The 26,999-nt window shown below is 43.4% G+C and carries 17 protein-coding genes; 9 read left to right on the top strand and 8 right to left on the bottom strand.

Annotation, left to right across the window (positions count from 1 at the left end; translation table 11 throughout):
- Positions 1-28 precede the first annotated feature (28 nt).
- From AB6D93_RS08440 to AB6D93_RS08420, 5 genes are all read right to left on the bottom strand, one after another.
- Positions 29-1,771 (bottom strand): polysaccharide lyase family 7 protein, encoded by a 1,743-nt coding sequence (locus tag AB6D93_RS08440; RefSeq protein ID WP_102332119.1) that lies wholly within the window; start codon positions 1,769-1,771, stop codon positions 29-31.
- A gap of 237 nt (positions 1,772-2,008) precedes the next feature.
- Positions 2,009-3,880, bottom strand: a complete 1,872-nt coding sequence (locus AB6D93_RS08435; RefSeq protein WP_102332118.1) for a methyl-accepting chemotaxis protein — start codon at positions 3,878-3,880, stop codon at positions 2,009-2,011.
- A gap of 1,050 nt (positions 3,881-4,930) precedes the next feature.
- Positions 4,931-5,812, bottom strand: coding sequence for an NAD(P)-dependent oxidoreductase (locus tag AB6D93_RS08430; protein WP_004733521.1), 882 nt, complete (start codon positions 5,810-5,812; stop codon positions 4,931-4,933).
- A gap of 653 nt (positions 5,813-6,465) precedes the next feature.
- Positions 6,466-8,544, bottom strand: coding sequence for a DUF4962 domain-containing protein (locus AB6D93_RS08425; protein ID WP_017061476.1), 2,079 nt, complete (start codon positions 8,542-8,544; stop codon positions 6,466-6,468).
- A gap of 219 nt (positions 8,545-8,763) precedes the next feature.
- Entirely contained in the window at positions 8,764-10,542 is a 1,779-nt protein-coding gene (locus AB6D93_RS08420) for a sodium:solute symporter family transporter (RefSeq protein WP_102332117.1), read from the bottom strand.
- A gap of 1,140 nt (positions 10,543-11,682) precedes the next feature.
- Between AB6D93_RS08420 and AB6D93_RS08415 the strand changes: the two genes are divergently transcribed.
- From AB6D93_RS08415 to AB6D93_RS08400, 4 genes are all read left to right on the top strand, one after another.
- The gene (locus AB6D93_RS08415) at positions 11,683-12,153 is read left to right on the top strand and encodes a hypothetical protein (RefSeq protein WP_016785024.1); all 471 of its coding nucleotides are present in this window, start codon (positions 11,683-11,685) and stop codon (positions 12,151-12,153) included.
- Positions 12,154-12,178: 25 nt separating this feature from the next.
- Positions 12,179-13,105 (top strand): tripartite tricarboxylate transporter substrate binding protein, encoded by a 927-nt coding sequence (locus tag AB6D93_RS08410; protein WP_010438355.1) that lies wholly within the window; start codon positions 12,179-12,181, stop codon positions 13,103-13,105.
- A gap of 88 nt (positions 13,106-13,193) precedes the next feature.
- Positions 13,194-13,655 carry a tripartite tricarboxylate transporter TctB family protein gene (locus AB6D93_RS08405; RefSeq protein WP_010438352.1) on the top strand — a complete coding sequence of 154 codons (462 nt, stop codon included), beginning with the start codon at positions 13,194-13,196 and terminating at the stop codon, positions 13,653-13,655.
- 8 nt (positions 13,656-13,663) lie between these two features.
- Positions 13,664-15,166 (top strand): tripartite tricarboxylate transporter permease, encoded by a 1,503-nt coding sequence (locus AB6D93_RS08400; RefSeq protein ID WP_010438351.1) that lies wholly within the window; start codon positions 13,664-13,666, stop codon positions 15,164-15,166.
- Between the two features lie 210 nt (positions 15,167-15,376).
- Here AB6D93_RS08400 and AB6D93_RS08395 read toward each other — a convergent pair whose 3' ends face one another.
- The 3 genes from AB6D93_RS08395 to AB6D93_RS08385 form a co-directional block, all read right to left on the bottom strand.
- The gene (locus AB6D93_RS08395) at positions 15,377-16,093 is read right to left on the bottom strand and encodes a FadR/GntR family transcriptional regulator (RefSeq protein ID WP_102332116.1); all 717 of its coding nucleotides are present in this window, start codon (positions 16,091-16,093) and stop codon (positions 15,377-15,379) included.
- A 525-nt stretch (positions 16,094-16,618) separates the two neighbouring features.
- The gene (locus AB6D93_RS08390) at positions 16,619-18,772 is read right to left on the bottom strand and encodes a heparinase II/III family protein (protein ID WP_102332115.1); all 2,154 of its coding nucleotides are present in this window, start codon (positions 18,770-18,772) and stop codon (positions 16,619-16,621) included.
- Positions 18,773-18,774: 2 nt separating this feature from the next.
- Positions 18,775-20,982 (bottom strand): heparinase II/III family protein, encoded by a 2,208-nt coding sequence (locus tag AB6D93_RS08385; RefSeq protein WP_102332114.1) that lies wholly within the window; start codon positions 20,980-20,982, stop codon positions 18,775-18,777.
- A 333-nt stretch (positions 20,983-21,315) separates the two neighbouring features.
- Between AB6D93_RS08385 and AB6D93_RS08380 the strand changes: the two genes are divergently transcribed.
- The 5 genes from AB6D93_RS08380 to AB6D93_RS08360 all read left to right on the top strand — a co-directional run bounded on the left by AB6D93_RS08380 (position 21,316) and on the right by AB6D93_RS08360 (position 26,958).
- A complete protein-coding gene (locus AB6D93_RS08380) occupies positions 21,316-21,651 on the top strand; it encodes a cupin domain-containing protein (RefSeq protein WP_009846518.1) in 336 nt (111 codons plus the stop codon).
- A 34-nt stretch (positions 21,652-21,685) separates the two neighbouring features.
- Positions 21,686-22,618, top strand: a complete 933-nt coding sequence (locus AB6D93_RS08375; RefSeq protein ID WP_017061485.1) for a sugar kinase — start codon at positions 21,686-21,688, stop codon at positions 22,616-22,618.
- A 73-nt stretch (positions 22,619-22,691) separates the two neighbouring features.
- A complete protein-coding gene (locus AB6D93_RS08370) occupies positions 22,692-23,318 on the top strand; it encodes a bifunctional 4-hydroxy-2-oxoglutarate aldolase/2-dehydro-3-deoxy-phosphogluconate aldolase (RefSeq protein WP_017069898.1) in 627 nt (208 codons plus the stop codon).
- A gap of 861 nt (positions 23,319-24,179) precedes the next feature.
- Positions 24,180-25,946: a sodium:solute symporter family transporter gene (locus AB6D93_RS08365; protein WP_102332113.1), complete on the top strand. Its 1,767-nt coding sequence runs from the start codon at positions 24,180-24,182 to the stop codon at positions 25,944-25,946.
- Between the two features lie 247 nt (positions 25,947-26,193).
- A complete protein-coding gene (locus tag AB6D93_RS08360; protein ID WP_017067326.1) occupies positions 26,194-26,958 on the top strand; it encodes a transporter substrate-binding domain-containing protein in 765 nt (254 codons plus the stop codon).
- Positions 26,959-26,999: the final 41 nt, after the last annotated feature.

Here is a 26,999-nt window from a genome sequence, read left to right as displayed (position 1 = left end):
CGACATGGCTCATCAAACATCAGAGAACTCAGTTATGCTCTGCTCTTAGAGAACTAAAGCTCACATCAAACACTTCACCCACATAGTCGCTATCAGGCTTAAACTGCGGATAGATGCCCGCTTTGAAATAGAAAGCGATGTCTGTCGATGTCCAATCTGATGTTAACGAAACCGTGTCCCCATCTTTATCTGTGTAATCTTGTCCCCAAGGGATTAAATGAGAAACGGTGTTGGTTCCATCTAAATCATGAGTCGCCAAGTAGATACCGTCTTGATTGGCACGAATCGTATATCGCCACTCTTCACTTGCCGAATAAGTCCCTAACTCGACACTGAACGGGTCACAATGATTACAGTCTTGGTTGTTGCGCTCAAAATCAGAGTTCAGTATCACTCTTACTGGCTTACTCTCGCCTTCCCATAACAGTTTCACCAATGCTTGATTGATCTTCCAACCATGGATTTGTCCAAGTACCACTTTTGGATCTTGATTGTTGATGTTCGGGTAATCTTCAATTCGCAAGCTTGCGGTTAACTCGTGACTGGTAGCGTTCGTTCTAGTGTCGTCCAAATACCAACTTGTATCTTCATCGCTGGTGCTACAATCCGGTTGAACACTGCTTTGATACAACTCCCTGAGCTCAGAGCGAATATAGCTAGAGTTTTGGGTAGAGGTGCCGTATCCCATATCCGCTCTAAAGTGCATTCTTCCTTCATCAGTATTGAAGTAAGAAAGATCAATATCACTGTCGTACACATCGCTGTCATTTGAAAGAAGATCTTTACTCGATTCACAACGTTCTGGTTCTAACTCAGCAGCACTGTCACCACCGCTTCCATACCAATCATTCTTACTCGGTGGAATAGTCAGCTTCCAATCATTAATGTCCCAATCGTTTGATCCATCGATTTGAGTCGTGGTGTATCTCAACGCCTGATAGTAAGCAATCGCTTCACCATTCTCAAATTGGTTATAGATACCCGCTTTGAAGTAGCTCAATAAATGCTGCCAGTAAGCGATGTCTTGATTCACTTTTACTTCATCATTCACTTTGAGCGACAGTGTGTTCTCATAAACAGAAAGATCAAATTTGGTAAAACTGTCCAATTCCGCCTCACCTAAATCGTAGCGATTGTATGACGTGGCATAACAATCCGAAGAGTCAGCAGCGCTGCTACAATCAATGGCATTGTTTTTCATGACTGCCCAGTAGTGACCTGTGAGGCCATCTCGTTCTTGCTCCCAAACCACACGCAATAGCGGATGAGGGATATAACCCGTACCACTCTCATCAGTCCCCTTATTGTGTATCTGCAGCAACGTCACTTCATCATGATCAGCGGGAGAACTCGCCATGGCATGCTCAATATCAGGCAAACTTATTTCCGCATACAGACTGCGCCTTACGCCCGCTTCGTTGATATCGAAGTTTTCTCCCTCACGAACTTCAGAGCGCATCTTGTAGTTCGTCATTTTGAAGATAAGATTTTCCGTCTCTTCATCAGCATAAAAATAATCACTGACATAACCATCGAAGTTACCATCTTTGACTTCAGAGGTTTTATTGCCCTCCTCTCCATTAGGATCAGAGACCTGAAGATCTGAGCTGGAGAGGATGTTTTGATACTTGGTAATATCATAGGGAGCAACAACACCAGCGGGCATTCCTGGGTTATTGGTATCGGAAGGATCACTGCTGTCACTGGAGCTGCTTCCACCGCAGCCATACGTAAGCGAAGCGAGTACTACGATGAAGATTGGCTTATTCACATTTATCTCACTTATCCATAAGAATAGAGTGACAATGTATATTTGTACTATTTTATGTCAATTATATATTTATCAGAATGTGAGATGCGGCAAATGAAGTGGGATGAATGAGTATTGCGTAGAGTTAGACTCAAGAAAAACGCAGAAAGGCCACTCTAAACTCGCAAGCTATTGAGTGGCTCTCAGATCAACAACTAAACTTAGTATGTTGATTTTTAAATATAAATATTAGAAAAGTTAAACCTTAAAGCTGCTCATCAAGTCACTAACGCTGCCGTTAAGTGTTTTGATTTCTGCTGATTCAATCAACTGATCTTGGCTTAGCTTATTAAGCTCCTCAACAAAGCTTTCAATCTTATGCATGTTCTTAGCAATGCTCTGAATAAGGGCGTTCTGCTCAACAGACGAACCCGAAATATCGTTATTAAAACGACTTACCGTTTCCATCTGTTCCGTTAGCTTGGCCAACATATTTACCGCTTGAACCACTTGGGCACGCGTCATTTCACAGTTACTTTTGGTCAACTCAATCGATTTAACCAAACCATCTGATTTAGACTGCAAGCCAGACAGCGCTTCATCAATTTCAGAAGTACTGATTTGAGTTCGGTTGGCTAACGCACGGACTTCATCAGCAACCACCGCGAAACCTCGGCCATGCTCACCCGCTCTCGCCGCTTCAATTGACGCATTCAATGCCAGCAAATTAGTTTGTTCCGCAATTCCTCCAATCACAGACACGATAGACTGGATGCTCTGCGTTTCATTCGCCATTGAGCGAATATCATCAGAGGTGGTGCAGACTTGCTTCTCAAGATCACTGATATAGGTTTCCGTCACGGTGTTAATTTGTTTCGTCTCATCACTGAACACAGCGGCCTCTCTTGCTGCTTCTGCCGCCGACTGAGAACTCTTCTCGACTTCGTTTGATGCTTCAGATAAGCCGTTAATTGCAGAGACCACTTGAACCGTTTCATCAGTGTGAACTTTCAGTACATCGCTGGTTTCTTTACAACCTTCACGAATACTCAGTACCTTAGTATCGAGATCCGAGTTCTTAAATTTGACGTCCTTAACCATCTCTTGCAGACCAATGATGAACAAGTTGATGTCTTTGGCGATATGCCCTAAGTCATCATTCCCCTTCTCAACAAGCCTTTGAGTCAGGTCTCCGTTACCTTGAGATAGATCGTGGACGATTTTTCTCAGTGACACGATTGGGCGGTAGAAGCGATTCAGCAGTAAAATCATCAATATCACCGAGCCAAGCACACATGCCACGATAAGGATACGCGCACTCGACATCACGCCATTCAACTGATTGAGCGCGAGTTCAGGATCGATACTAGATATCATGTACCATTCTTTCTGGCTGCCAATATCCACTTTCTTGGCCATCAAAATTCTCTGGTTGCCATCAATCACACCCTCAATGAATTGGTCAGGTAGTTCAATAGCTTCATTGAGTTTCATTAAGGCGTCAGCAGAAGATATATTGCTCTGTGGAAGCACGTTTTCTATTGTGGATGCAATTACCATCCCTCTCTCATCCACGATGATACCTTTGGCTTCGTAGATGCTATCTAGCTGTTTGAGCTGAGTTTCCAAATCATCAAATCGAATGTCTGCCATGATGACGCGATCTTGATAGGTGTAAGTCACACCAATCATAGGTACTTGAGTACTCTTGGTGAAAAACAGATCACTAAAAGATAAACCTGATTTCAATTTCGCTTGTTGATACCAAGGACGAGTCGTTGGGTTGTATTTCTCTTTGATTCCAACACCGTTTGGGAAAGACTCTGAAGGACGAGAAGTGTAAGAACGACCATCATCAAAACCCACTACAATCTTGTCAATACCACCGAGCTTAGCGGCAAAATGCATCAGCGCTTCGTTTGGTACTTGGTATGGGGATTTCATGAACTCTTGTGCAACGGAATTGACCGTATCGATGGTGCGCTGGACGGTGCTTTCAATCTGATTAATTTCTATCGTTAACGAGTGATCAATCTCGTTATAAATCGTTTGGTTTACTTGATCAGTCGCCAAGTTAAGCGTGAACCAGTTCGTAAATGCCAAGGCACTGGAACTGACGATCGCCACCATTAAAATCAATTTTCCTTTAAACCCTAGAGACAATTTTGAATTCATAAAACTCATAATCCATATCAACCTATGTCTATTATTTTTATCCGAATGAAATGGTCATTTTTTAGATATTCGAAGATACGGGAAGCAAAACTTGTTCATGCCGTTCCATCGTCACAACCATCAATTTAATTAATATTGTATGTTTAATTTACTGCACTTTCTGTGAGCAATCTTGACATATCAAAACTGGTTAAAATCACCCTGTGACATAGGTATCATTTATGAGTTTGAACTTTTAACATGATTAGAAAGGAATAATTAACCAATTAAAAATGATCAACTTTCAGATGATTACCTCACAACTTCGCCGATAATGCCTCCACTCAAATTATTCATATCACTTTCGGTCACCTGACTAGGAAAGTGAGCCTTAGGTCACATTTTCACTAACCAACCATTCACTCAAGGCATTCAATCTTAAAATTTATTTGTAATACAATAAGCCTTAAGTTATGGTGTATTTGAATCATAACTTAAGTTCTTTCTGGATGCTTTTGTTCAGTTCAAAGTGATAATTGAAGCAGCCGCTTTAAGGTCATTGAACTCGTTTAACGTAGAAACTGTCGGGGGATCTCGTTATTCGTTTTTTCACTTTCTATTGATCATTTGTTTTTCCAGACGGCTCGTCCGAACATGCCCATACAGTCACCAGCTGTGTGGGTTTTTTTTACTTTCTTTTCAGACCCGATATACGAGCGGTGTTAAGCCATCGCCAACAATCAGTTAAGTGCACTGGTTTAAGCTTGCGAGGAAAAGTGAGTGAGTTGGTGCTAGAAGGCTTTGAATTTACAAATAGATATAGATATAGATATAGATATAGAAACAAAAATAGGAATTGAGGCAGTAACAAAGTTGAACAGAGTTTTGAGTAGGTGTAGCTGAGGAAGTAGAAGTAGAAGAGTTTAACGAGGGAACAAAGGGTTGGGTATGGCAGATAAAAACGAACCTCGCTGAGGTATCGCCGCCTAAAAAGACAGGCAATACCCTAGCGAGGTCGTACGTCGATTACTTCTCTAGTTTAGCGAAGTAGTCGAAGATTACTGGTACGTCGTTGTTACCCATTCCTGCGTCAACAGCAGCTTGTAGGCTAGTTGCAGTACCTTGAGCAATTAGAGACTCAGTACCTAGCTCTTCACAAAGAGCAAGGAAGTAACCAAGATCTTTGTTAGCGTTAGCAACAGAGAAACCTAGCTTCTCTTCGCCGTCTACTGCGTAGAACTTACAGAATTGCATGAATGGTGAGTTAGATGGACCTGCAGACATGATGTCAAACAGTTGTTGGCCATCAACACCAGCGCGTTGAGCAACAGCGAAAGCTTGAGACATAGTCGCAACAGTCGTCATACCCATGAAGTTGTTTACAAGCTTAGTAACGTGACCAGAACCTAGAGCACCTAGGTGGAATACGTTTTCGCCTTGCTCTTCAAGAACAGGTTTAACTTTGTTGAAAGTTTCCATGTCGCCAGCAGCCATGATGTTCAGAAGACCATCTTTAGCGTGTGCCGGAGTACGGCCTAGAGGTGCGTCGATCATGCCCGCGCCTTTTTCAGCTAGAGCTGCGCCGATTTTCTTAGTAGAAGCAGGGATAGAAGTACCGAAGTCTACTAATACTGCGCCTTCTTTGATGCCAGCTAGAACGCCGTCTTCGCCGTAAACGATTTTTTCAACAACAGCAGAAGTTGTAAGACAAAACTGAACGATATCACTTGCAGCCGCTAGTTCTTTAGCAGAAGTGAATGCAGTTGCGTTGCCGCGATCTGTAACGCGAGCAACAGCTTCAGCGCTTAGATCCATTACGTTTACGTGGTAGCCGCGCTTTTGCAGGTTTTCAACCATGTTGCCGCCCATAAGACCTAGGCCAATGAAACCGATTACAGGTTTAGTCATGTTCAAACTCCAAATATAGTATTGTATGATTATATGCTCATTATAATAACTACGTCTTTCTCGTTACGCAATAGTTTTAGGGTAATCCTTCAATGCTTAGACGCAAGTTGTGACGGGGGTTCACTTTACGAGAAAATATGGGGCACGCTTTGTACTTACAGGAACTATTTGCCAGTTTAAAAACCGTCTATTGATGAAATAACATACGTTAAATGTCATACGATTAGTAAGCACAAGCTACGCCTTTACCTATGTATAGTTCACGACTCCCCTACTCAGCCAGTGATTAGACTGTTCACGCAGAAGTAAGTCATATCAGTTTTTACGAAAAAGGGGTTGGCGCCCTATTCTTTTAACAGAACGATAAATATAGGTCTCGTATACTACTCCTGCACCTTTCATTAAGCATAGTGGCTAAGTACATACACAGTCTTTGTGTATATCAACTTCCAGGTTTAGCCCTCGATCTACTGACTTGGCATCGAGAAGCGATTGATTTCTCAGCCAATTAGTTTCGTTTCAACCTGATGGGGTTCCCAACTTTGCCAACTAATACAATTTAACTGAGTATCCAACTTGCTAGCTAACAAAACAAAAAAACTCCGAGCTTTCACTCGGAGTTTTTAATATCTAGCTTCTGTTGCTTCAGCGAATTACAGTTCGATTGAAACCGTTTCACCGTCAACATTTAGCATTAGCGTGTTACCTTCAAGCTTGTGAGACACTTCAACTTGCTCGCCTTCGTTCTTATTAGGAACAAGAAGGGTCAGGATGTTGTGCTCTTTCGATGGCTTGAATTCCACTTCAACGTGACGGTGGATTTCAAGATCTTTGAACTCGTATGGGTCAACTTCGCCAAAACCTTCAACATTCTTAACTGACGTGATGTTATCAGCAGACTCGTTGATGAAGTTTACGTCTAGGTGCGCAACTTCGCCACGGATAGTGAAAGACTTGTCTGCCACGTCGTTTGCGAAAGTTGTATGCATTAGCCAAGTCATGTCTTTCTCTTCAGAAAGCGTTGCCTTGTCTTGCATTACGAATACTTTACCTTGAACAAACCAGACCTTACGCTTGTAAGATTCAATTTCAGGAACGAAGTACTTGTAAGACGCTGTCGCATCACCTTCAACCATCTTCACATCAGATTCCGTGTCGAAATCAGAGATGTTGCCGCCCGCTTCGATACAGAAGCGATCTTGATGGTTTTCGTAGCCTGTATTCTTGTTCTCGCCATACTGACCTTTACCGCCAAATAGTGGAAGGTTCTTAGAGAACGTTTGACGACGCCATTTCGTGTGCATATCAACACCGAAACCACCGTAGTAGCCAGTGATTGACGCTAGCGTTTCACCGAATGCATGCAACGTGAATGCGTTTTGGTCACCGTGAGAGTGGCTGATTGAGCCAAACGGAGAACATTTGAATACCATGTGAATATGGTTATCACGCTCAGTCATCTTGTTGTGGAATGCAGCCCAACCCGTGATTGGGAATACTTTCAACAGTGGGTCATTCGATGGTGCTTTCTCTTCAGGTGCATCCCAAAGGAAGTTAAAGCGAAGATCATCGTAACCGAAGTCCCACCAACCGAAGTTGTAGAATTTGGTGTGTGCTTCAGTATCACGGCCTTTCAGTTGGTTGTAGTACCAAACATACTCAGGCTTCTGGTTAACACCTGCGTAATGCTTGATGTTGTAAGCCAGTTTTAGACCTGGGAAATCACCGATTGAAGACTGGTCACAGAAGCTCGCGCGCTTAGAGTGAACAGGCATGCAGTAAAGCGGGAAATCACCTGTGTTTTCGTAGAATGTTTTGTTGAACATGTCTACGCCACAGTATGCTTTCAATAGGTCGAATGCTTCGCCTAGGAATGCAGTTTGCGTGTTCCAGTAGTCAGGACCTTCAGCCCAACCGCCGTCTACACCGCCCCATGGTGGGTAGTGTACTGCGTAGTATTCTAGTGCGTATGCAATGTACTCGCCTGCTTTCGGGTGATCGTGGTAAAGCGCGATACACGTTGGGATGATAGCAGAAGAGATAGAACGAACACCGTGGCTGTTCAGTGGGTTGTTCAATAGATCAACCGTCACTTTCAGGTGGTGCATGATTTCGTCTAGACGCTCAATCAAAGCATCTTGAACTTGCTGACGTTCTTCATCTGTGAAGTAGCCGTGTAGCCAGTCGTAACCCCAAGCCATAGCCGCGATAACACGGAAAGCCGCTTCATCGTTATAGCCACGAGAAGTCACGCCTTCTGGATCGTACGTAGACAGTTTTAGAGTCCAAGCTTTTGCTTTAGCAATTAGCGCTTCGTCTTCTTTCACAACACCAGCAATTGCTAGGTTACGTGTCGCGTTTAGTGCCATTTGGCAATCAACGTACATTTGACGCCAGTAAGGACGCCATAGAGAAGCTTTGCCTACCGTGTCAGCTGGGTACGCTTGAGGCTCTTCGAAAGGAGCAGTCTCAAGGAACTTAACTGTCGAGTTATTGTAGAAATCATCAAACATGCAGTGAGCTTCATCAGCTTTCACTTTCGCTTTGAATTCTTCTAACTGATCTGCTTGAACAAGAAGACGTGGACGTGCTTCGCTCAAGTTGTCTAGGAATGATAGGTCGAAGTCACGTTTCTGTACTTCGATAGGGAGTAGGTCTACAAGATTACCTGCTGAAGTATCATTCTCCAGCTTCATCTTCCTGATTGCATCAAGAGATTTTTGGTCGCTCATTCTAACTCACTTATTTTTCAAGTTGATTGAAAGGAATTAGCAATAATATACGTCTTATTGTAGGACAATTAAATCTATTTCGGTTCGATTGAACCATTTTGTACAGTTTTCGTGATTTAGGTCAGATATCTTCCACCTGACCGTTTTTCCGTTTCGCAGAGCAAAAAAATGCGACGCCCTTTCGAGTCGTCGCATTCTATTATAATCGTTTTCTATGTATTAGCTTTCAGTTACTGCTTTCGCTTGCTTGCCGCCGTCATCGACCGCTTTAACCAATAGCACACCAACACCACCAACAATCACACCACAAAGTATGAAGACTAGACGTCCCCACATTGGGTTAGTGAGTAGAGCCATTAGCATGATACCGACACCCGCTACCGCAATCAGTTTACCAAGCATTTCACGCTGTTTGTTATCCAGTACTTTCTGTTCTGCTGACTCCGCAACTAATGGAGTAGACAGGTTACCGAAGAACTTATCAACGTCTGCTTGACGCTTCTCAGTTAATGGCTTGTAGAACAGAGTTGATAGGATGAAGAAACCACCTGTCAGCGTAATGTGAGCAATCAGACCGATAGCAACCTTAACATCAGACCATTCACGGCTTGTTAGCTCTTCTAGACCGAAGATTGAAGACACCATTTCAGCGTTAACAACGAAACCCACGTAGTAAGAAACAAAACCACCAACCACTAGCGTACCCCAACCAGCCCAGTCCGGAGTCTTCTTAATAAAGAAGCCAAGGAATGCAGGAATTGTCATTGGGAAGCCGATCAGTGCGCCTACATACATCATGGTATCGAACAGGCTCAAACCTTTAAGCGAGTTGATGAACTGTGCAATAAGGATGATAGCAATACCAAACACGGCAGAAGTAATCTTAGAAACCGTTACTAGTTCTTTTTCGCTAGCCGTACCTTTACGAACGATTGGTTCATAGAAGTTCTTAACAAAGATACCCGAGTTACGGTTTAGACCAGAATCCATTGAAGACATTGTCGCTGCAAACATCGCCGCAACTAGAAGGCCAACCATACCTGCTGGCATGTACTCTTGTACGAAGTATAGGTAGGCAAAGTCACCCGCTTTCTTACCTGCATCTGGGTAAGCTGCTGCTAGGTCGACACCTTGACCTGCAATGTACCAAGAAGGCATGAACCAGATAAATACACCACAAAGCATTAGCACACACGCTAGTAGCGCCGCTTTCTTCGCGTTCTTTGAGTCTTTAGCCGCTAGGTAACGGTAAGAGTTAAGCATGTTGTTAGTAATAGAGAACTGCTTCACGAAGATGAAGAATGCCCAAATGCTGAAGATGCTTAAGTAGTTAATGTTGTTACCAGAAAGGAAAGAACCGCCTTCCGCTACAGGGAAGTTATTCACGATTTCACCAACACCGCCACCTTGAACAACAGCAACAACAGCACATGTCACGGTTACTGCCATGATGATAACCATCTGCATAAAGTCAGATGCAATTACCGCCCATGAACCACCCGTTACAGACATTGCCAATACAACCAAACCGGTAATCCAGATAGTTGCTGTCATGTCGAAACCGAAGATACCAGAAGCGATGATTGCTAGTGCGTTTAACCATACACCGGCAGAAACAACACTGTTTGGCATTGAAGACCAAGTGAACACTTGTTCGTTAGTCGCACCGAAACGCATACGAATTGCTTCGATTACCGTTACTACACGTAGTTGACGGAACTTTGGAGCAAAATATGCGAAGTTCATGAAGTAACCAAATGCGTTGGCTACGAAGATGACCGCTACTGCAAAACCATCGTTATACGCTTTACCTGCCGCACCGGTGAATGTCCATGCACTAAACTGGGTCATAAAGGCGGTTGCACCAACCATCCACCACAACATGTTACCGCCCCCGCGGAAGTAGTCACTGGTGGTACTTGTAAATGTTCTAAACATCCAACCTATCGCAATCAAGAATAGGAAATAAATGCCGACAATAATCGTGTTGAGTTCCATCGTGTATCCTTTGTCCGTTGTATTTTGTTACGAGGACTATAGGAAATCTCAAACTTTATTTGTAGTACAATAATCTAAATAAGTGATGGCGATCTTATTTTGATTGATTAAGTTAATTATATATATGACATAGGATGGAATATGGCCAATCCATTAAGGAAATTACTGGTGTTTGAGATGAAAACTCAAAAAACCAAGACCAAAGAACATCATACCCATTAAAATCAAAGACTTATAAAAAAGCGAGACTTTGCACACTTATTAACAAATACAACCAAACACATATAGATATAAAATTCTCAAAAATAATAAAAGCCAAATCAGAGCTGAATCACCCTCATTTATCACACAATAAACCAGTGTTTTATATCAATTGAGAGTAGCTAATTCTATTAGAATTCTACGTAAGTTACTCAATATAGAAGCCACATATCTTGTTGAGATGATGATGGATTCAAAAGATAAAAAATGAAAAATCATGGATGGTGCATAATTATTTGAGGAGAGATCGAGTGTCTAAAACACAAATCTCGCCGCAATATTCTCTTAATTACGATGGTAAAAAGAACTACCGCTAAACGTATACAAGAAAAATTGCCTTAAGAAAGAGTTAATCGGGAGTGAACCAAAACCGTGCTACACATGGTGCAACACACTTCTTAAAAACAAAAAAAGCATTCACTTGGTATACCTTTTTGACTGGTTTTGATGAACCTATAAATGGTTCATCGGGACGTTTAAGTGGTTCACATAATAGTTGAAACACCCGTTTAGCTTAACGGTGGTTAGCGTCTTGCAGGTGAGCCGCTGACATGTTCGCATATAACTCGTTGTGTTATAGGACGCTCGATTATCAAGCCAAAATTTTCTCCCATATGAATTAACAGAACGGCGAGCATATGGTGGGGAGTTTATATCTAGGAAATCAGCCAAAATAAAACTGGATCTGTGTCCATTTACACCCAGCTCAAAAAAAGACCAGAATCACACTATTTCCGAAACAATATGGTTAAAACAAGATCGAAGTCTAGTTAGAAGACTTTCACTTGTGATCGCTCCCCGCTTCCAAGTCATCGTTAATTGAAGAATTATTGTCATACAATATTCTATATTCATCTACCAAACGTAAGGACATGTGGAATGCGATCAATGAAAGATATCACTCAAGACGCTATCGATATCGTTAAACCCTCTATCGACAAGCTGTTTGAAAGAACGAATAGAAAAGAACTGCATATTGTCGTTATGAATCCACACCTCAAGCCTTGGGAAGCCTCTTTTGAAGACGCCATTCTATATGAAGAGTCGTTAGGAGCTCCTGACAACTGGACAATCAAGTTTGATCACCTTGCCCGTAAGAAAGCACAACAAGCGTGGCGAGAATCGACAAGCAATCTAACACTGCACTCCCAACACCCATCTTCACTACGTGACGAAGACTTACTGTTTTATGGTTCGTTTGTTTACGGAAACGTGGTTGTTGCCTGCAGTGGTGTACAACAATGGTATGACATGCTGATCAGTGGCTGGATAGCGGTAGCTATTGAACAGTTAGCAATGCACGAATACCAAACAGAAAAAGCAGAAAACCCTACAAAAACATATCGCTAATAATTAGAAACAGAAGGTACTTATTATGAGTAAACTATTAAAATCCATTATGCTAGCAGCCGGTATACTTGTTTCTGCAACGTCAATTGCAGCTGACTATCCAAGCAAAAACATTCGCTTAGTTGTGCCATTTGGCGCGGGCGGCGGCACCGATGCCGTTGGTCGTACTCTTGCAAATAGCGCGAAAGACATTCTTGGGCAAAATATTTCAATCATGAACCGTACTGGTGGCGCAGGCGCAGTTGGGATGAGCTTTGGTGCTCAGCAGCGTGCGGATGGTTACACATTAACAGTAGTAACACGTGAAATCGCTTCACTTCCTCAAATGGGTTTGATGCGTCATACCGCTGACGACTTTAAACTCATTCGTTTAGTTAACTTAGATCCTGCGGTCGTATTGGTTGCAGCAGATAGCCCATACAACACGATTAACGACCTGATTAAGGAAGCCAAAGAAAAACCAGGCAGCGTAAAATTCGCTTCAACCGCTGCGCCAAACTTCTACCTAATGTCTCTTGAAAAAGATCAAGGCATTAAATTAAACGCTATCCCTTACAACGGTGCATCAGAAGCAATTCCTGCTGTACTAGGCCATCACACAGACGTCACTATGGTTACTCCTGGTGAAGCTATCGCTCAACTTCGTTCAGGCCAACTAAAAGCATTAGGTGTCATGTCTGAAGAACGTATTCAGTACATTCCAGATGTTCCTACTTTGAAAGAGCAAGGCATTGATGTAGTAACAGGTACATGGCGCGGTATTGGTGCTCCAAAAGATACACCTGATGCAGTAATCGAGAAGTTGGGGGCTGCATTTGATGAAGCAATGGCAAGTGAAGAGTTCAAAACTTTCATGGCGAAAGGTGCAATGACGATTCACAATCTTGATGACAAAGCCTTCACTGAGTTTGTTGCAGAAGATACAAAATCATTGACTCAATTAATTCAATAACCTTTGTTCAGAGGCACAGCTTTTATCAGTTGTGCCTCTGTTACTAGTTTGTACCTTTCCCTTGCTTTACTTTTTAGGGGTAAACTCCATGTCTAACTCTCACTCTTACTTAAACCGAAACGTCGTTTTCCCTTCTATCATCATTATCCTTAGCGCAATCGCGTTCGCGCTGATCACTCAATTTGATCGTCCGATGTACCAAGATGCAAGTGTCGATGCAAAATTCTTCCCGATGATGATTGTGATTGCCCAAATTGCTATCTGTATTGTTCTCATCGTTCAACACAAATTAAAAGGTGCCTCTGAACAACAAGAAGCGATGATAAGCAAGATGTCGATTTTCGGCGTTGCTTTTCTTATTGGCTACGCATTACTCATCAGTGTAGTTGGCTACCTTTATGCTAGTTTGATTGCATTTATGTTCTACCTCGTTTACTTCAAAGTGAAGAAGCCAATCTATTACGTTGTCGCCGTTGTCTTTGTGTTCGCGGTTTACTATCTATTTGGCGAGGTGTTCTACATCGCGCTTCCTGAAGCAACGTGGTCTTAGGTGGTCATATGTTTGAATATCTAATCGATGGTCTCGCAACTGCAGTTAGCTTTGCAGTGCTTCCTGTCCTTGTTTTTGGCGTACTGGGCGGCGTTATTTTAGGCGCACTACCCGGACTTACAGCGACAATGGGCGTGGCAATTCTCCTTCCATTTACCTTTGGCATGGAACCGACTTCAGCCCTTGTGATGTTAATTGGTGTATACATTGGTGGGATTTACGGTGGCTCAATTGCCGCAATTTTACTTAAAACCCCAGGAACACCGGCTTCTGCAGCAAGTGTACTCGACGGTCACACTATGGCTGTTAGAGGACAAGCAGCAAGAGCATTAAGTATTTCTGCTGTTGCATCATTTATTGGCGGGCTGTTAAGTACTATCGTCCTCATCGCGATTGCGCCTAAATTAGCGACCTTTGCACTGCGTTTTAATGCGCCAGAATATTTTGCACTCGCTCTGTTTGGTTTAACGATTATTGCGAGTGTTTCTTCGAACAACATTTTTAAAGGGTTACTTGCGGGAACCATTGGATTATTGGTTTCAACTGTTGGACTCGACCCAATCAGCAGTGTGCCAAGATTTACTTTTGACATCATGGATCTTTACAGCGGAATCAATGTCATCCCTGTCTTAATTGGTTTATTCGCTCTATCTGAGGCATTAAACCAACTAGAGAAGCTGTTCTCTGAAAAGAAAGTCGTTGCACCGAAATTTGACCACAAACTATTAAGTAAAAGTGATCTCAAAGAAATGCTACCAACGGCCATAAAAAGTGGTTTGATGGGAACAACTATCGGCTCGGTACCGGGTGCTGGTGCTGATATATCTGCATTTGTTTGTTACAACGAAGCAAAACGTTCGTCTAAGAACCCAGAAGAGTTTGGTAAAGGCTCGGTTCGTGGCCTTGCAGCCGCTGAATCTGGAAACAACGGCGTAACGGGTGGCTCGCTAGTTCCGTTATTAACACTAGGTGTTCCTGGAGATGCCGTGGCAGCGGTTCTTCTTGGTGCACTTATAGTACAAGGACTCACACCAGGCCCACTGCTATTCGCCCAAAACCCCGAAGTGGTTTATGGCGTGTTCAGCTCAATGTTGGTCGCTAACCTTGTGATGTTAGTGATTGGTTTACTGGGTATTCGCTTCTTCTGTCGAATCATTGAAGTACCGAAGATCATCATGATTCCAATCATTGTCTTCCTTTCAATTGTCGGCGCTTACGCAATTAACAACTCGATGTTTGATGTGGGTATTGCAATCGGTTTCGGTCTACTTGGCTTTATCTTAACTAAACTGGATATCCCTTCTTCACCGATTCTGCTTGCGATCATCTTAGGGCCAATGGCAGAAACAAACCTTAGAAAATCACTGCTGATGTACGATGGCAGTTGGTCTTTCCTTTATGAGCGTCCTATTGCTCTCGCGTTTATCGTGTTAGCTGTATTCTCGGTTTATTCAACGTTAAAAATGAAGAAAAAGCAGAAACAAAAGCAAACTTACGAACATCATGATTAGCCGCTTGTTTAAGCTAGAATATTGAAACAACTCAAAGCCAGAGACAACAGTCTCTGGCTTTTTTCATACATGAAAGCAGCCAATTTTCGTAAACGGTAGACAACAAAAAAGGTATGCACTTGGCATACCCTTTTAAGTCGTTTATCCGAGCGTAATGCTGTTCATCTCTATATGAGGTGACTCATCTACCTACGCTCTAGATTATTTCTATTACGCCGTCGCCAGACGGTGGTTGGCATCTTGCAAGTGTGCAGCAGACACAACTCGTGCCTTATCACTATCACCAGCCATGATTGCTTCATAGATTCTACGGTGTTCATTGATACACGTGCTTCCTTCTTCAGAAGAGTGCACGATGAAGTTCACGAACATCGTAGTCAAGATATTGCCGAATGGCAGGTAGAAGTCATTACCTGTCGCATTAAAGATCAAGCTATGAAAACGAGTATCAATATCTGTCCAACGCTCTTGATCAAATACTTCAGCCTCATCCACTTCTACCATTTTTTGGAAGATTTCTGAAAGTTCAATGCGTTGTTCAGCCGTTGCAAATTTAGCCGCCAGTGCGCACGCTTCAGGTTCTATCGCACGGCGAAGGCCTAAAAACTGAGAACAGAATTGATCTATGTCGGTTAGACCATCCATCCATTCAATCAGCTGAGGATCAAGAAAGTTCCAATATGCGCGGTCGACTACACGAGTACCGATTTTCGGGCGGGACTCTAACAAACCTTTAGAAGTTAATAGTTTAACTGCTTCACGTAGTGCCGTTCGGCTAATACCAAACTGTTCACATAACGCCATTTCACCAGGAATAATAGAACCTTGCGGCAGATCGCCAGACAAGATTCCACGAGCGATTTCACGCGCTACTTGCACGTGCAGGCTACGCTTCGAGCCCGAAATTGAATTAAAAGTGCTAATCATAAGTTCACTTATTTTATATGTTATGTTTATGTATTATTTAAGGATTACTATAACAGTATTTCAACCTACAGCCAATTGAGTAAAATCCAAACGAATCACAACCTGCAAATTTTTATAATCAGAGATTTAAAAAACATCCTGTGAGAAACGTTATCTTAAATCACTCATAAATCCGTACTCAAAACTAACCCTCTTTGTATCGGTATGAAAACCACCAGCACAGCCTCGAAAAACCATGGGAAAAAGGTACACCTTTAGAAGCGCAATTCATTAACCGCCAGAGATTATTAAATGAGATCCCCTTCCCAAATTACATCAGCCTCTGTCCTACACGCATAAAAAAACCGAGCAACTCACAACGAGTTACTCGGTTTGACTTATTTCCGATATTCTTTGTCATCGACATTAATTTCGTTCAGTTACTTAGATGCGAACACCCTTACAATCGAACATGATATGGCGCTTCGTTCCCGCAAAGCACCACATCAGCACACACCATCGTTAAACGGTATGTGTGTTGATCATTTACAGTTGAGCAAATGACCCTTCCCACGAGTATGTCTCACCCGCGAACTCAACAGCGTGAGTTGCTTGCTGCGTGTCTTCAGCTTGGTTTGAAATACCGTAGTGGTAAGTGTTACCAGAAGTAGTCTGAATGCGAACAACAGTCCCGACACTGTTATGGCCCACAACAGATACTGATTTAACCAGACCACGAGCGCCTACAGAGGCTTCGATAGACTCGTTAAAGTAACCATGCGTTTCTAGTACAGAAGCAAACACGTGGTTTTGACCAGACTGACGTAAGATAAGCGCAGGCTCACTCTTAAGGTTGAAGTCTGGATCGTTAGCACCAGTGCGAGCAAAAATCACTTCGCTGCCCGCATTCGCGCTGGTTACTAGGCTGTAGTAACTGCTGTCATGTAGCCAGCTTACTAGAGAGCCCTCTTCGTTCACTTTGCCTGAAGCAACGTTCCATAAATGTTGGTAACCGTTGTCTTCACCTAATGGCTTAAGCGTTGTTTCCATGTTGTAATCGAAGTCAGTGCGAATGATTTGACCCGAGTGGTGAACTGGTAAGTCGTACTGGTGCTCAGCGTCAGCTTCGATGCGGTACACATCAATTACTAGCGGTTTTTCGAACTCAGGTAGTTCAGCAAGAATCACGCTGCGTTGCATGTCTACGCCAGTGTAGTACTCAGAAATTGTGCCGCTCATACCTTGTAGCGACTGGTCGTCTGTTACGAAGAAGTGCTTCTGACCAAACTTAGACTCAGCCAATGCTGTGTTGAAGTTGTTCTGCGTTTTCTGATCAACCGTTACTGTGTTGTGAGCAACCGTCTGCTTACAGTAAGACTTGTTCTCCGGGATGTAACGACCGCCAAACTTAGGCTCAACGTTTACCCAACGACCGAAGCCGTAATCGTGCAGCACTTCGTGGCCACGGTTGAATACGCTTAGGTGCAAGCCATCGTAGTGACCATGGTCTAGCGCAGAATGGTACTGGTGGTCTGAACCGTGCTGACCAAACCAGATCAACGCCATTGTGTCGTCGTCTTGCACATCACGGTGACGAAGGATGCTTACGCCGCCTTTTTCGCCTTCAGGCCCGTCTGTTACAAACAGGCTACCCCAGTTGAATGGTTTGATGTCGTCTGCTGCATCAACCGCATCAGACAGTGTTTTACCAGAAGCATGAACCCAAACATTTTTTTGGTGATCAGCCATACCAAGCAGAGTTTCAGTCTGCTCGTAACGGTGGTAACACACAGACGTCGCCATGATAACCCCTTCATCGTTGATAGAAATCGTCTTCGATGAATCGTTCAGAGCAGGCAATGTGCCGTCTGGGAATGCAGTTTTGAATACTGAGTAAGACGTTGTCTTGATCACTGAATCGTTAAATTCGTAAATACCGATTTCTGGCTGACGACGTTCAATCGCTTCTGCGAACAGGTAGATTGGACGCAGAGAGAAACGGTGATAGTAAGGACCTTCCATGTAGTAGCCGTCTGGCGAGAACAGTTGGTCAAGTTGCGCTAGGAAACCGCCGCTTACTTTGTCCAATTTCAGGCCGTAAAGTGCTTTATCTACAGACTCTTGATCGTTGATCGCGTAACCACAGATACCTACCGCCGCCACTGCCCATAAGCCGTGGTTGTGTACGATATCGAAGTCGTGTGCGTAAGTAACAACGAACATTTCGATCATTTGCTTCAGAAGATCGTCTTCGATAAGACGCTTCTGCTCTTCAGAGATAGTGTGGTAAATACAGCTGTACGCACAAGAAGCGTAAAGCATCCACATGTTCTCGTTCAACGTTTGGTGGAACAGCTTACCCGGAGGGTTAGTGTCACGGCTTACGTTGCTTTCCAATGTTGGGTATACCGTCGCGTACGCAGTTAGCATATCAACGATGTAATCACGGTACTTTGTTTCCTCTGTGATCAGGAACAAACGACCCGCTAGATCCATATGGATGTAGTTTTGCTTGTGACGATTGTGCTCGTAACCGCCACCTTCACCGTGACCTGGTACTTCGATGCCAACTTCTGCCATGTACGCGTCAGTTTGTTTAATGTCACGAGTCAGTGCGTTACCTAAAAGGCTATCCTTGCCAAGTTCTTTACGAAGCTCTGCTGCTTCATCAAAGTTAAGTAAAAGTGGTTGATAGCTCATTATTATTTCCCCTGCTTTGCAGTGCTAAGTTCTTCTGAATTTGTTTCTTGTAAAGTTGTCTCTACTGAGTAGAAGCCTGTCCAGCTGTATACTTTTCCGTTCAGTTCTACCTTGTGTTCAGTGTTGTCAGTCGCACCAAGTTGGTTGCTGATCATCACGGTCACATTTGATTTTTCTGTGCTGATTTCGACGACTGAACCTACATTTGTATGCGCGACAACCTTGATGTCTTTCACAACGCCGCGAGCATTGACTGATTGCTCGAACTCTTCGTTGAAGTAACCGTGCGTTTCAAGAACAGAAGCGAACAGTGTTGTTTCGCCCTTGCTACGTAGAATGAAAGCAGGCTCTGAGCGTAGGTTGAAGCTTGGGTCGTTAGCGCCAGTGCGAGTAAAGATAACTTCAGCATTGTCGTTAGACGTTGCACCTAGCCACGTGTAGTAGGTGTTGTTCTGTAGCCAGCTTACCAGTGCTGTGCCCTTCACTTCACCGCTTGCCACGTTCCATAGGTGTTGGTAACCGAAGTCTTCACCTAGCGTGTTCAGCTCTTTGTTTGCTTGGTATTCAAAGCTAGTGCGAACAATCTGACCTTGATATTGGTGTGAGTAGTCGTACTGATGCTCACCTTCACCGCCTTTCTCAGAATCTAAACGGTAAAGATCTAATAGTAGCGGAGATTCTAATTCTTCAAGGTTTAGCATGAACACGCTGCGTTGCATGTCAAAACCTTCGTAATGATCGTTAGCAAATGCGCTCATGCCATTGATTTGCTCATCTTCTACTTTGAAGAAGTGTGGCAAGCCGTGTACTGCATCTGCACGTTCAACGTCAAAGTTGTTCTGACATTTTTCATCAATCGTTACTGCGTTATGTGCAATTGTTTGACGAGCGTAAGATTTGTTTTCGTCTAGGTAGCGGCCGCCAAATTTTGGCTCCACGTTAACCCAACGACAGAAACCGTATTCACGTAGCACTTCTTGACCGCGGTTGAAGAAAGAAATACCCAGCGTATCGAAGTTGCCGTGACCCATGCCGTGTTGACCGTAGTTCATCACTAACTGAGAAACGTCGCCTTTCTTATCCTGCATACGGATAAAGCCTTGCGCGCCGTTGTGACCTTGAGGGCCTTCGTTCAATTCAACACTTGGCCAGAAAGGCATGCCGATTTCTTGCTCAGCAGACGCCGCTTCATAAGCTTTAGATAGCTCAAGACCACATGGGTGCATCCAAACTGCGTCTTGAATCTTCGCCATACCAAGAATGTTTTGGTCAACGCCGTTTTCAGATGAGTAATGTTTGCTGTAAACGCTCACTGCAACCTGAACACCCATGTCTGTAATACCCATTGTGCGAGATGCATCGTTCAGAGCTGGGAATTCGCCGTTCGGGTAAGCCGTCGCAAGCATCGCTTGTACTGTGTTACCAATCACGCCGCCTTTGTAGTTGTAGATATCCACTTCAGGCATATGACGGTGAATCACTTCAGCGAACACACACGTTGGACGAATCGCATAACGGTGGTAGTAAGGACCTTCCATGTAGTAGCCAGACGGTGCAAACAGCTGAGAAACTTGCGCTAGGAAGCCGCCAGTGTCGTTACGGTCAATGCCGTACACCGACATTTCAAGGTACTCACGCTTGCCAAGAGCAAGACCACAAATACCGACAGCCGCTACTGCCCAAATACCGTGATTGTGAATTCGGTCGAAGTCGTGTGCGTATTTAACCGTGAACATTTCTAGCATTGGTTCGAAAATACGAGACTCAATATTGTCGCGTTGTTCTTGTGTCAGGGTTGAAGCAACACAAGAGTAAGCTAAGCTTGAGAACATTAACCAGCAGTGTTCGTTCAGGATTTGGTGGAACAAACGACCTGTAGGGTTAGTGTTTTTCTGTACGTGGTAATCAAACGTTAGGTATTTGTCTGCGTACTCTTCTAGTAATTCAGTAACAAAGTCAGCGTATTTTTGCTCTTTAGTGATCAAGAACATGCGACCAGCTAGATTCATGTACGTGTAATTTTGCTTATGGCGGTTATGTTCGTAACCCCCAGCTTCACCATGACCTGGGACATCAATAGGTAAACGCATGAATGCTTCTAGATCTTTCGCGTTCGCTGCAATGGTTTTGCCCATTAAGCTAGAACGGCCCACTTCAAGATGAAGCTGCTCGATTTCTGCTTCAGTCAACAATACTGGTTTAGTCGTCATATTCTTTGTCACCCTCAATAAAGAGTTTATCTGCTTAAACTTTGATTAAATTTTCAAACTCCATATAAAGTAATACAATATGAGCTTTAATTATACCTATTCGTCGCTAAATGATGAGTATAGTCACATAATTAGCCATAAGTCATTGATGTAGCTGGCTAATGGTAAATATTAGCCATTTATTAAGTTGTTGATTTATTTACGCTATATAAAGTATCGCTTGATCGATATCACACAAATTTAGATATATTGTATTACAATTAGGCTCATTCCCTTATGATGGATGCAAGTTAAGTAACACTTAAAAGATTTAAACAGATTAGGAGATACACAATGAACTCTTTCTTTATCCTAGATGAAAACCCATGGGAAGAACTTGGTGGCGGCATTAAGCGTAAAATCGTTGCTTACACTGACGATCTAATGGCAGTACACCTATGTTTTGATAAGGGCGCGATTGGCCACCCTCATACTCACGAAATCCATGACCAAATCGGTTACGTAGTTCGTGGTAGCTTCGAAGCTGAGATTGAAGGCGAAAAGAAAGTCCTTAAAGAAGGCGATGCTTACTTCGCTCGTAAACACATGATGCACGGTGCAGTTGCACTAGAGCAAGACAGCATCCTTCTTGATATCTTCAACCCTGCGCGTGAAGATTTCCTAAAATAATAAACAGCGCAACCTCAGTTGCTAAGGTAAGCATATGAAATCATTAAACATCGCGGTCATTGGCGAGTGCATGGTTGAGCTACAAAAGAAACAAGACGGGCTTAAGCAAAGTTTCGGTGGCGACACACTAAATACTGCACTTTACTTGTCTCGCTTAACAAAAGAGCAAGATATCAACACGAGCTACGTAACAGCACTAGGCACTGACCCATTCAGTACCGACATGTTAGAAAAGTGGCAAGCGGAAGGTATCGACACTAGCTTAATTGCTCAGCTTGATCACAAACAACCAGGGCTTTACTACATCGAGACCGATGAAACTGGTGAACGCAGTTTCCACTACTGGCGTAATGATGCTGCAGCAAAATTCATGTTTGACCAGGAAGACACACCTGCTCTACTTGACAAGTTATTCTCTTTTGATGCGGTTTACCTAAGTGGTATTACGCTTGCTATCTTGACAGAGAATGGACGCACACAGCTATTCAACTTCTTAGACAAATTTAAAGCTCAAGGCGGCCAAGTATTCTTCGATAATAACTTCCGTCCAAAACTTTGGGAAAGCCAACAAGAAGCGATTTCTTGGTACTTGAAGATGCTTAAGTACACAGACACGGCTCTACTGACGTTCGATGACGAGCAAGAGTTGTACGGCGACGAAAGCATTGAACAGTGTATTGCACGTACGTCTGAATCTGGTGTGAAAGAGATCATCATTAAACGTGGTGCTAAAGACTGCTTAGTAGTTGAAAGCCAAAGCGCTCAGTACGTTGCTCCAAACCCAGTAGACAACATTGTTGATACTACAGCGGCTGGCGACTCGTTCAGCGCGGGCTTCCTAGCTAAGCGCTTAAGCGGTGGCAATGCACGTGATGCAGCGTTAGCAGGTCATATTGTGGCAGGGACTGTGATTCAGCATCCAGGTGCTATCATTCCTCTAGAAGCGACGCCTGATCTGTCTCTATAATTACGCACTTTAACTATTAATCAAGGGTTTGCTTAGTTGAAAGCAAGCCCACATTTAACGTGAGAAAGAATTCATGACGACATTAAATGAACAACTAGCAAACCTAAAAGTAATTCCTGTAATCGCTATCAACCGTGCTGAAGACGCTATCCCTCTAGGTAAAGCACTTGTTGAAAACGGCATGCCATGTGCAGAAATCACGCTACGTACAGAATGTGCAATCGAAGCGATTCGCATCATGCGTAAAGAATTCCCAGACATGCTAATTGGTTCAGGTACTGTACTGACTAACGAGCAAGTTGACGCATCTATCGAAGCTGGCGTTGATTTCATCGTAAGCCCAGGTTTCAACCCGCGCACTGTTCAATACTGTATCGATAAAGGCGTTGCAATCGTACCGGGTGTTAACAACCCAAGCCTAGTTGAACAAGCAATGGAAATGGGCCTTCGCACGTTGAAGTTCTTCCCTGCTGAGCCTTCTGGCGGTACTGGTATGCTTAAAGCACTAACAGCGGTTTACCCTGTTAAATTTATGCCTACTGGTGGCGTAAGCTTGAAGAATGTTGATGAATACCTATCGATCCCTTCTGTACTTGCGTGTGGCGGTACTTGGATGGTTCCAACTAACCTTATCGACGAAGGTAAGTGGGACGAACTAGGCAAGCTGGTTCGTGACGCAGTTGATCACGTTAACGCTTAATCTATTTTAGATTGAGTGATGAAGCCTCACCTCGGTGGGGCTTTTTGTTATCTGGCGTTTATTGCGCTGACTAACCGTAAAACACGCTCAATCAACATTATGTTTCCCCCACACCTTATCGCCTTTCTCTCTATGGGCTCGTCCAGCTCCGCGACTAAGACAGGCAATAACAAGTAATGTAAGCTTTCAATCGACTTCAGCACGCATCTAACGAAGCGTTACTGGTGCCCCCTATCGCCTATCCAGCTTCTTATCCAGCCCCTTACCCAGCAATGTTCCTTTTCGATACGTCATCAAACATCTCTCGTGGCATCTAATGAAGGTCACAATAGACAAAGTGCACCGCAAAATGTGTCCCGTCCGTCCAGTTTAACGCCCACTCAGTGACAAAAATTCCAAATATGCACCTCTATGGCACGAAAAAATGAATAAATAGCATAGAAAGGCTACAGAGCCGCAGACAAATACAAAATAGCGAAGTGAAAACAATGAGCTACACTTGAAATCCCAATACAGAATTTTTCAGTATAGAGTTCCAAATTAACGTGAATGTCGTCGCACAACACACCAATTTGTAGCACATTTGTTACGGTTATAATTAAAATCTTATAGATACGGCAAAGTAAGCGCTTTTGTTTATATTGTAATACATATAAACATTTAACCCTCAATTTATTTTAGATCTCAAACAAAATACACTCACATTTAAATTCAATTAAAACAAATACTTATATAACCACGTGTTAGAGGCCGAAAAATCAATGCGACCTAGATCATACTAAAGACATATTGTAGTACAAATAAACCTTGAGACGCGTTAATCTAAGCCCAGTTAATTATGATATTTAAAAGGCTGAAAAGATGACTATTGATACTTTTGTTGTTCTCGCCTACTTCTTCTTTTTAATCGCGATTGGTTGGATGTTCCGTAAGTTCACCACCTCTACAAGTGATTACTTCAGAGGGGGCGGCAAAATGTTGTGGTGGATGGTTGGTGCAACTGCCTTCATGACACAATTTTCAGCATGGACGTTTACAGGTGCCGCAGGACGCGCATTCAATGACGGTTTCGTTATTGTAATCCTATTCTTAGCCAATGCTTTTGGCTACTTCATGAACTATATGTACTTCGCTCCAAAGTTCCGCCAACTTCGTGTGGTAACGGCGATCGAAGCTATTCGTCAGCGCTTTGGTAAAACGTCTGAACAGTTCTTCACATGGGCAGGTATGCCGGACAGCCTTATCTCTGCAGGTATCTGGCTAAACGGTCTAGCTATCTTTGTAGCAGCGGTATTCAACATCCCAATGGAAGCTACCATTGTGGTAACGGGTATGGTTCTAGTATTGATGGCAGTAACCGGCGGCTCTTGGGCGGTTGTTGCTTCTGACTTCATGCAAATGCTTGTAATCATGGCCGTGACAATCACTTGTGCGGTAGCAGCTTACTTCCACGGTGGCGGCTTAACTAACATTGTTGCTAACTTCGACGGCGACTTCATGTTAGGTAACAACCTAAACTACATGAGCATCTTCATCCTTTGGGTTGTATTCATCTTCGTGAAGCAGTTCGGTGTAATGAACAACAGCATCAACGCATACCGTTACCTATGTGCAAAAGACAGTGAAAACGCACGTAAAGCGGCAGGCCTAGCATGTATCCTTATGGTTATTGGTCCACTAATTTGGTTCCTACCACCTTGGTACGTTAGTGCATTCATGCCTGAGTTCGCTGAGCAATACACATCAATGGGCGACAAAGCCGGTGATGCTGCTTACCTAGCATTCGTACAGAACGTAATGCCAGCAGGTATGGTTGGTCTTCTTATGTCAGCAATGTTCGCTGCGACAATGTCTTCTATGGATTCAGGTCTGAACCGTAACGCTGGCATCTTTGTAATGAACTTCTACAGCCCGATTCTTCGTCAAAACGCGACTCAGAAAGAGCTGGTTATTGTCAGCAAGCTAACCACTATCATGATGGGTATTATCATCATCGCGATTGGCTTGTTCATTAACTCTCTGCGTCACTTAAGCTTGTTCGATATCGTAATGAACGTAGGTGCGTTAATTGGCTTCCCAATGCTTATCCCTGTACTACTTGGTATGTGGATTCGTAAGACGCCTGACTGGTCTGGTTGGTCTACGCTAATCGTTGGTGGCTTCGTTTCTTACATCTTCGGTATCTCGCTTCAAGCAGAAGACATCGAGCACCTATTTGGTCTAGAAACAGCGCTTACTGGCCGTGAATGGAGCGACTTGAAAGTGGGTCTTAGCCTAGCTGCTCACGTAGTGTTTACTGGTGGTTACTTCATCATGACTTCTCGCTTCTACAAAGGCCTATCGCCAGAGCGTGAGAAAGAAGTTGACCAACTATTCACTAACTGGAACACGCCGCTTGTAGCGGAAGGTGAAGAGCAACAAAACCTAGATACTAAACAGCGTTCAATGCTTGGTAAGCTTATCAGCACAGCAGGTTTCGGTATCCTAGCAATGGCTCTGATTCCAAACGAACCAACAGGACGCTTGTTGTTCCTACTATGTGGTTCAATGGTACTAACCGTTGGTATCCTATTGGTTAACGCATCTAAAGCTCCGGCTAAGATGAACAACGAGTCAGTTGCTAAATAGCTAAATAAGCAGCTAACAAGTTAAACCAAAATGAAGCCCATGTTATTCGATAACATGGGCTTTTTGTTTGTCTTCGGTTTATCAAAACGGAATATGAAACGCACCTCGATCAATGCTCACAAACCATAGAAATACCTATCTCCTGCCCTCGTTTCATCTTCTTTTCCAACCTTTCCAATGGTTTGATCTCTTTCTCTGATTGTTTCTGTTACTTTGAATGACAACACAAACACAACAGACAATTACAATGAAAAAAACATCACTATTACTTGCTTCCATTGCTCTGGCACTTTCTGGTGTCGCACACGCTGACCAGCTAGAAGACATTCAAAAATCAGGTACTCTGCGTGTGGGCACCACAGGTGACTACAAGCCTTTCTCTTACTTCGATGGTAAAAGCTACTCTGGCTACGATATCGACGTTGCACAGCACATCGCGGAACAATTAGGCGTTGAATTGAAGATTGTTCGTACCACATGGAAAGATCTACTGGCCGATCTAGACGACGATAAGTACGACATCGCAATGGGCGGCATTACACGTAAAATGCAGCGTCAGTTAAACGCGGAACAAACTCAAGGCTACATGACCTTTGGTAAGTGTTTCTTGGTTGCAAAAGGCACCGCAGAACAGTACGACAGCATTGAGAAAGTGAACCTCTCTTCTGTTCGTGTGGGCGTGAACATTGGCGGTACTAACGAGATCTTTGCCGACGCGAACTTGCAGAATGCAAGCTTCACACGCTACGAGAACAATCTCGACGTACCGAAAGCAGTAGCAGAAGGCAAAGTTGATGTGATGGTAACAGAAACGCCTGAAGGTCTGTTCTATCAGGTAACTGACGAACGTCTTGAAGCGGCACGCTGCGAAACTCCATTCACCAACAGTCAGTTCGGCTATCTGATTCCTAAAGGTGAACAACGTTTGTTGAACACGGTGAACTTCATTATGGATGAGATGAAATTGAAAGGTGTTGAAGAAGAGTTCCTGATCCACAACTCCCTTAAGTAACTCTTTTCAATTTATACCGTAACAAAAAAGAGGCCAGCAAT

Origin of the sequence: Vibrio sp. 10N.247.310.23 (genome assembly GCF_041467155.1) — a bacterium.
GTDB classification, from domain to species: Bacteria; Pseudomonadota; Gammaproteobacteria; order Enterobacterales; family Vibrionaceae; genus Vibrio; species Vibrio crassostreae_C.
The sequence above is the reverse complement of the archived record's forward strand: the minus strand, read 5'-3'. Positions and strand labels throughout refer to the sequence as shown.

Coding starts and splice junctions, on each gene's coding strand:
- AB6D93_RS08370 (WP_017069898.1), top strand. CDS start 22,692: ATGACGACATTAAATGAACAACTAGCAAACCTAAAAGTAATTCCTGTA.
- AB6D93_RS08425 (WP_017061476.1), bottom strand. CDS start 8,544: ATGAGCGACCAAAAATCTCTTGATGCAATCAGGAAGATGAAGCTGGAG.
- AB6D93_RS08385 (WP_102332114.1), bottom strand. CDS start 20,982: ATGACGACTAAACCAGTATTGTTGACTGAAGCAGAAATCGAGCAGCTT.
- AB6D93_RS08380 (WP_009846518.1), top strand. CDS start 21,316: ATGAACTCTTTCTTTATCCTAGATGAAAACCCATGGGAAGAACTTGGT.
- AB6D93_RS08405 (WP_010438352.1), top strand. CDS start 13,194: ATGTCTAACTCTCACTCTTACTTAAACCGAAACGTCGTTTTCCCTTCT.
- AB6D93_RS08430 (WP_004733521.1), bottom strand. CDS start 5,812: ATGACTAAACCTGTAATCGGTTTCATTGGCCTAGGTCTTATGGGCGGC.
- AB6D93_RS08410 (WP_010438355.1), top strand. CDS start 12,179: ATGAGTAAACTATTAAAATCCATTATGCTAGCAGCCGGTATACTTGTT.
- AB6D93_RS08435 (WP_102332118.1), bottom strand. CDS start 3,880: ATGGTGGCGATCGTCAGTTCCAGTGCCTTGGCATTTACGAACTGGTTC.
- AB6D93_RS08395 (WP_102332116.1), bottom strand. CDS start 16,093: ATGATTAGCACTTTTAATTCAATTTCGGGCTCGAAGCGTAGCCTGCAC.
- AB6D93_RS08400 (WP_010438351.1), top strand. CDS start 13,664: ATGTTTGAATATCTAATCGATGGTCTCGCAACTGCAGTTAGCTTTGCA.
- AB6D93_RS08420 (WP_102332117.1), bottom strand. CDS start 10,542: ATGGAACTCAACACGATTATTGTCGGCATTTATTTCCTATTCTTGATT.
- AB6D93_RS08415 (WP_016785024.1), top strand. CDS start 11,683: ATGCGATCAATGAAAGATATCACTCAAGACGCTATCGATATCGTTAAA.
- AB6D93_RS08375 (WP_017061485.1), top strand. CDS start 21,686: ATGAAATCATTAAACATCGCGGTCATTGGCGAGTGCATGGTTGAGCTA.
- AB6D93_RS08365 (WP_102332113.1), top strand. CDS start 24,180: ATGACTATTGATACTTTTGTTGTTCTCGCCTACTTCTTCTTTTTAATC.
- AB6D93_RS08390 (WP_102332115.1), bottom strand. CDS start 18,772: ATGAGCTATCAACCACTTTTACTTAACTTTGATGAAGCAGCAGAGCTT.
- AB6D93_RS08360 (WP_017067326.1), top strand. CDS start 26,194: ATGAAAAAAACATCACTATTACTTGCTTCCATTGCTCTGGCACTTTCT.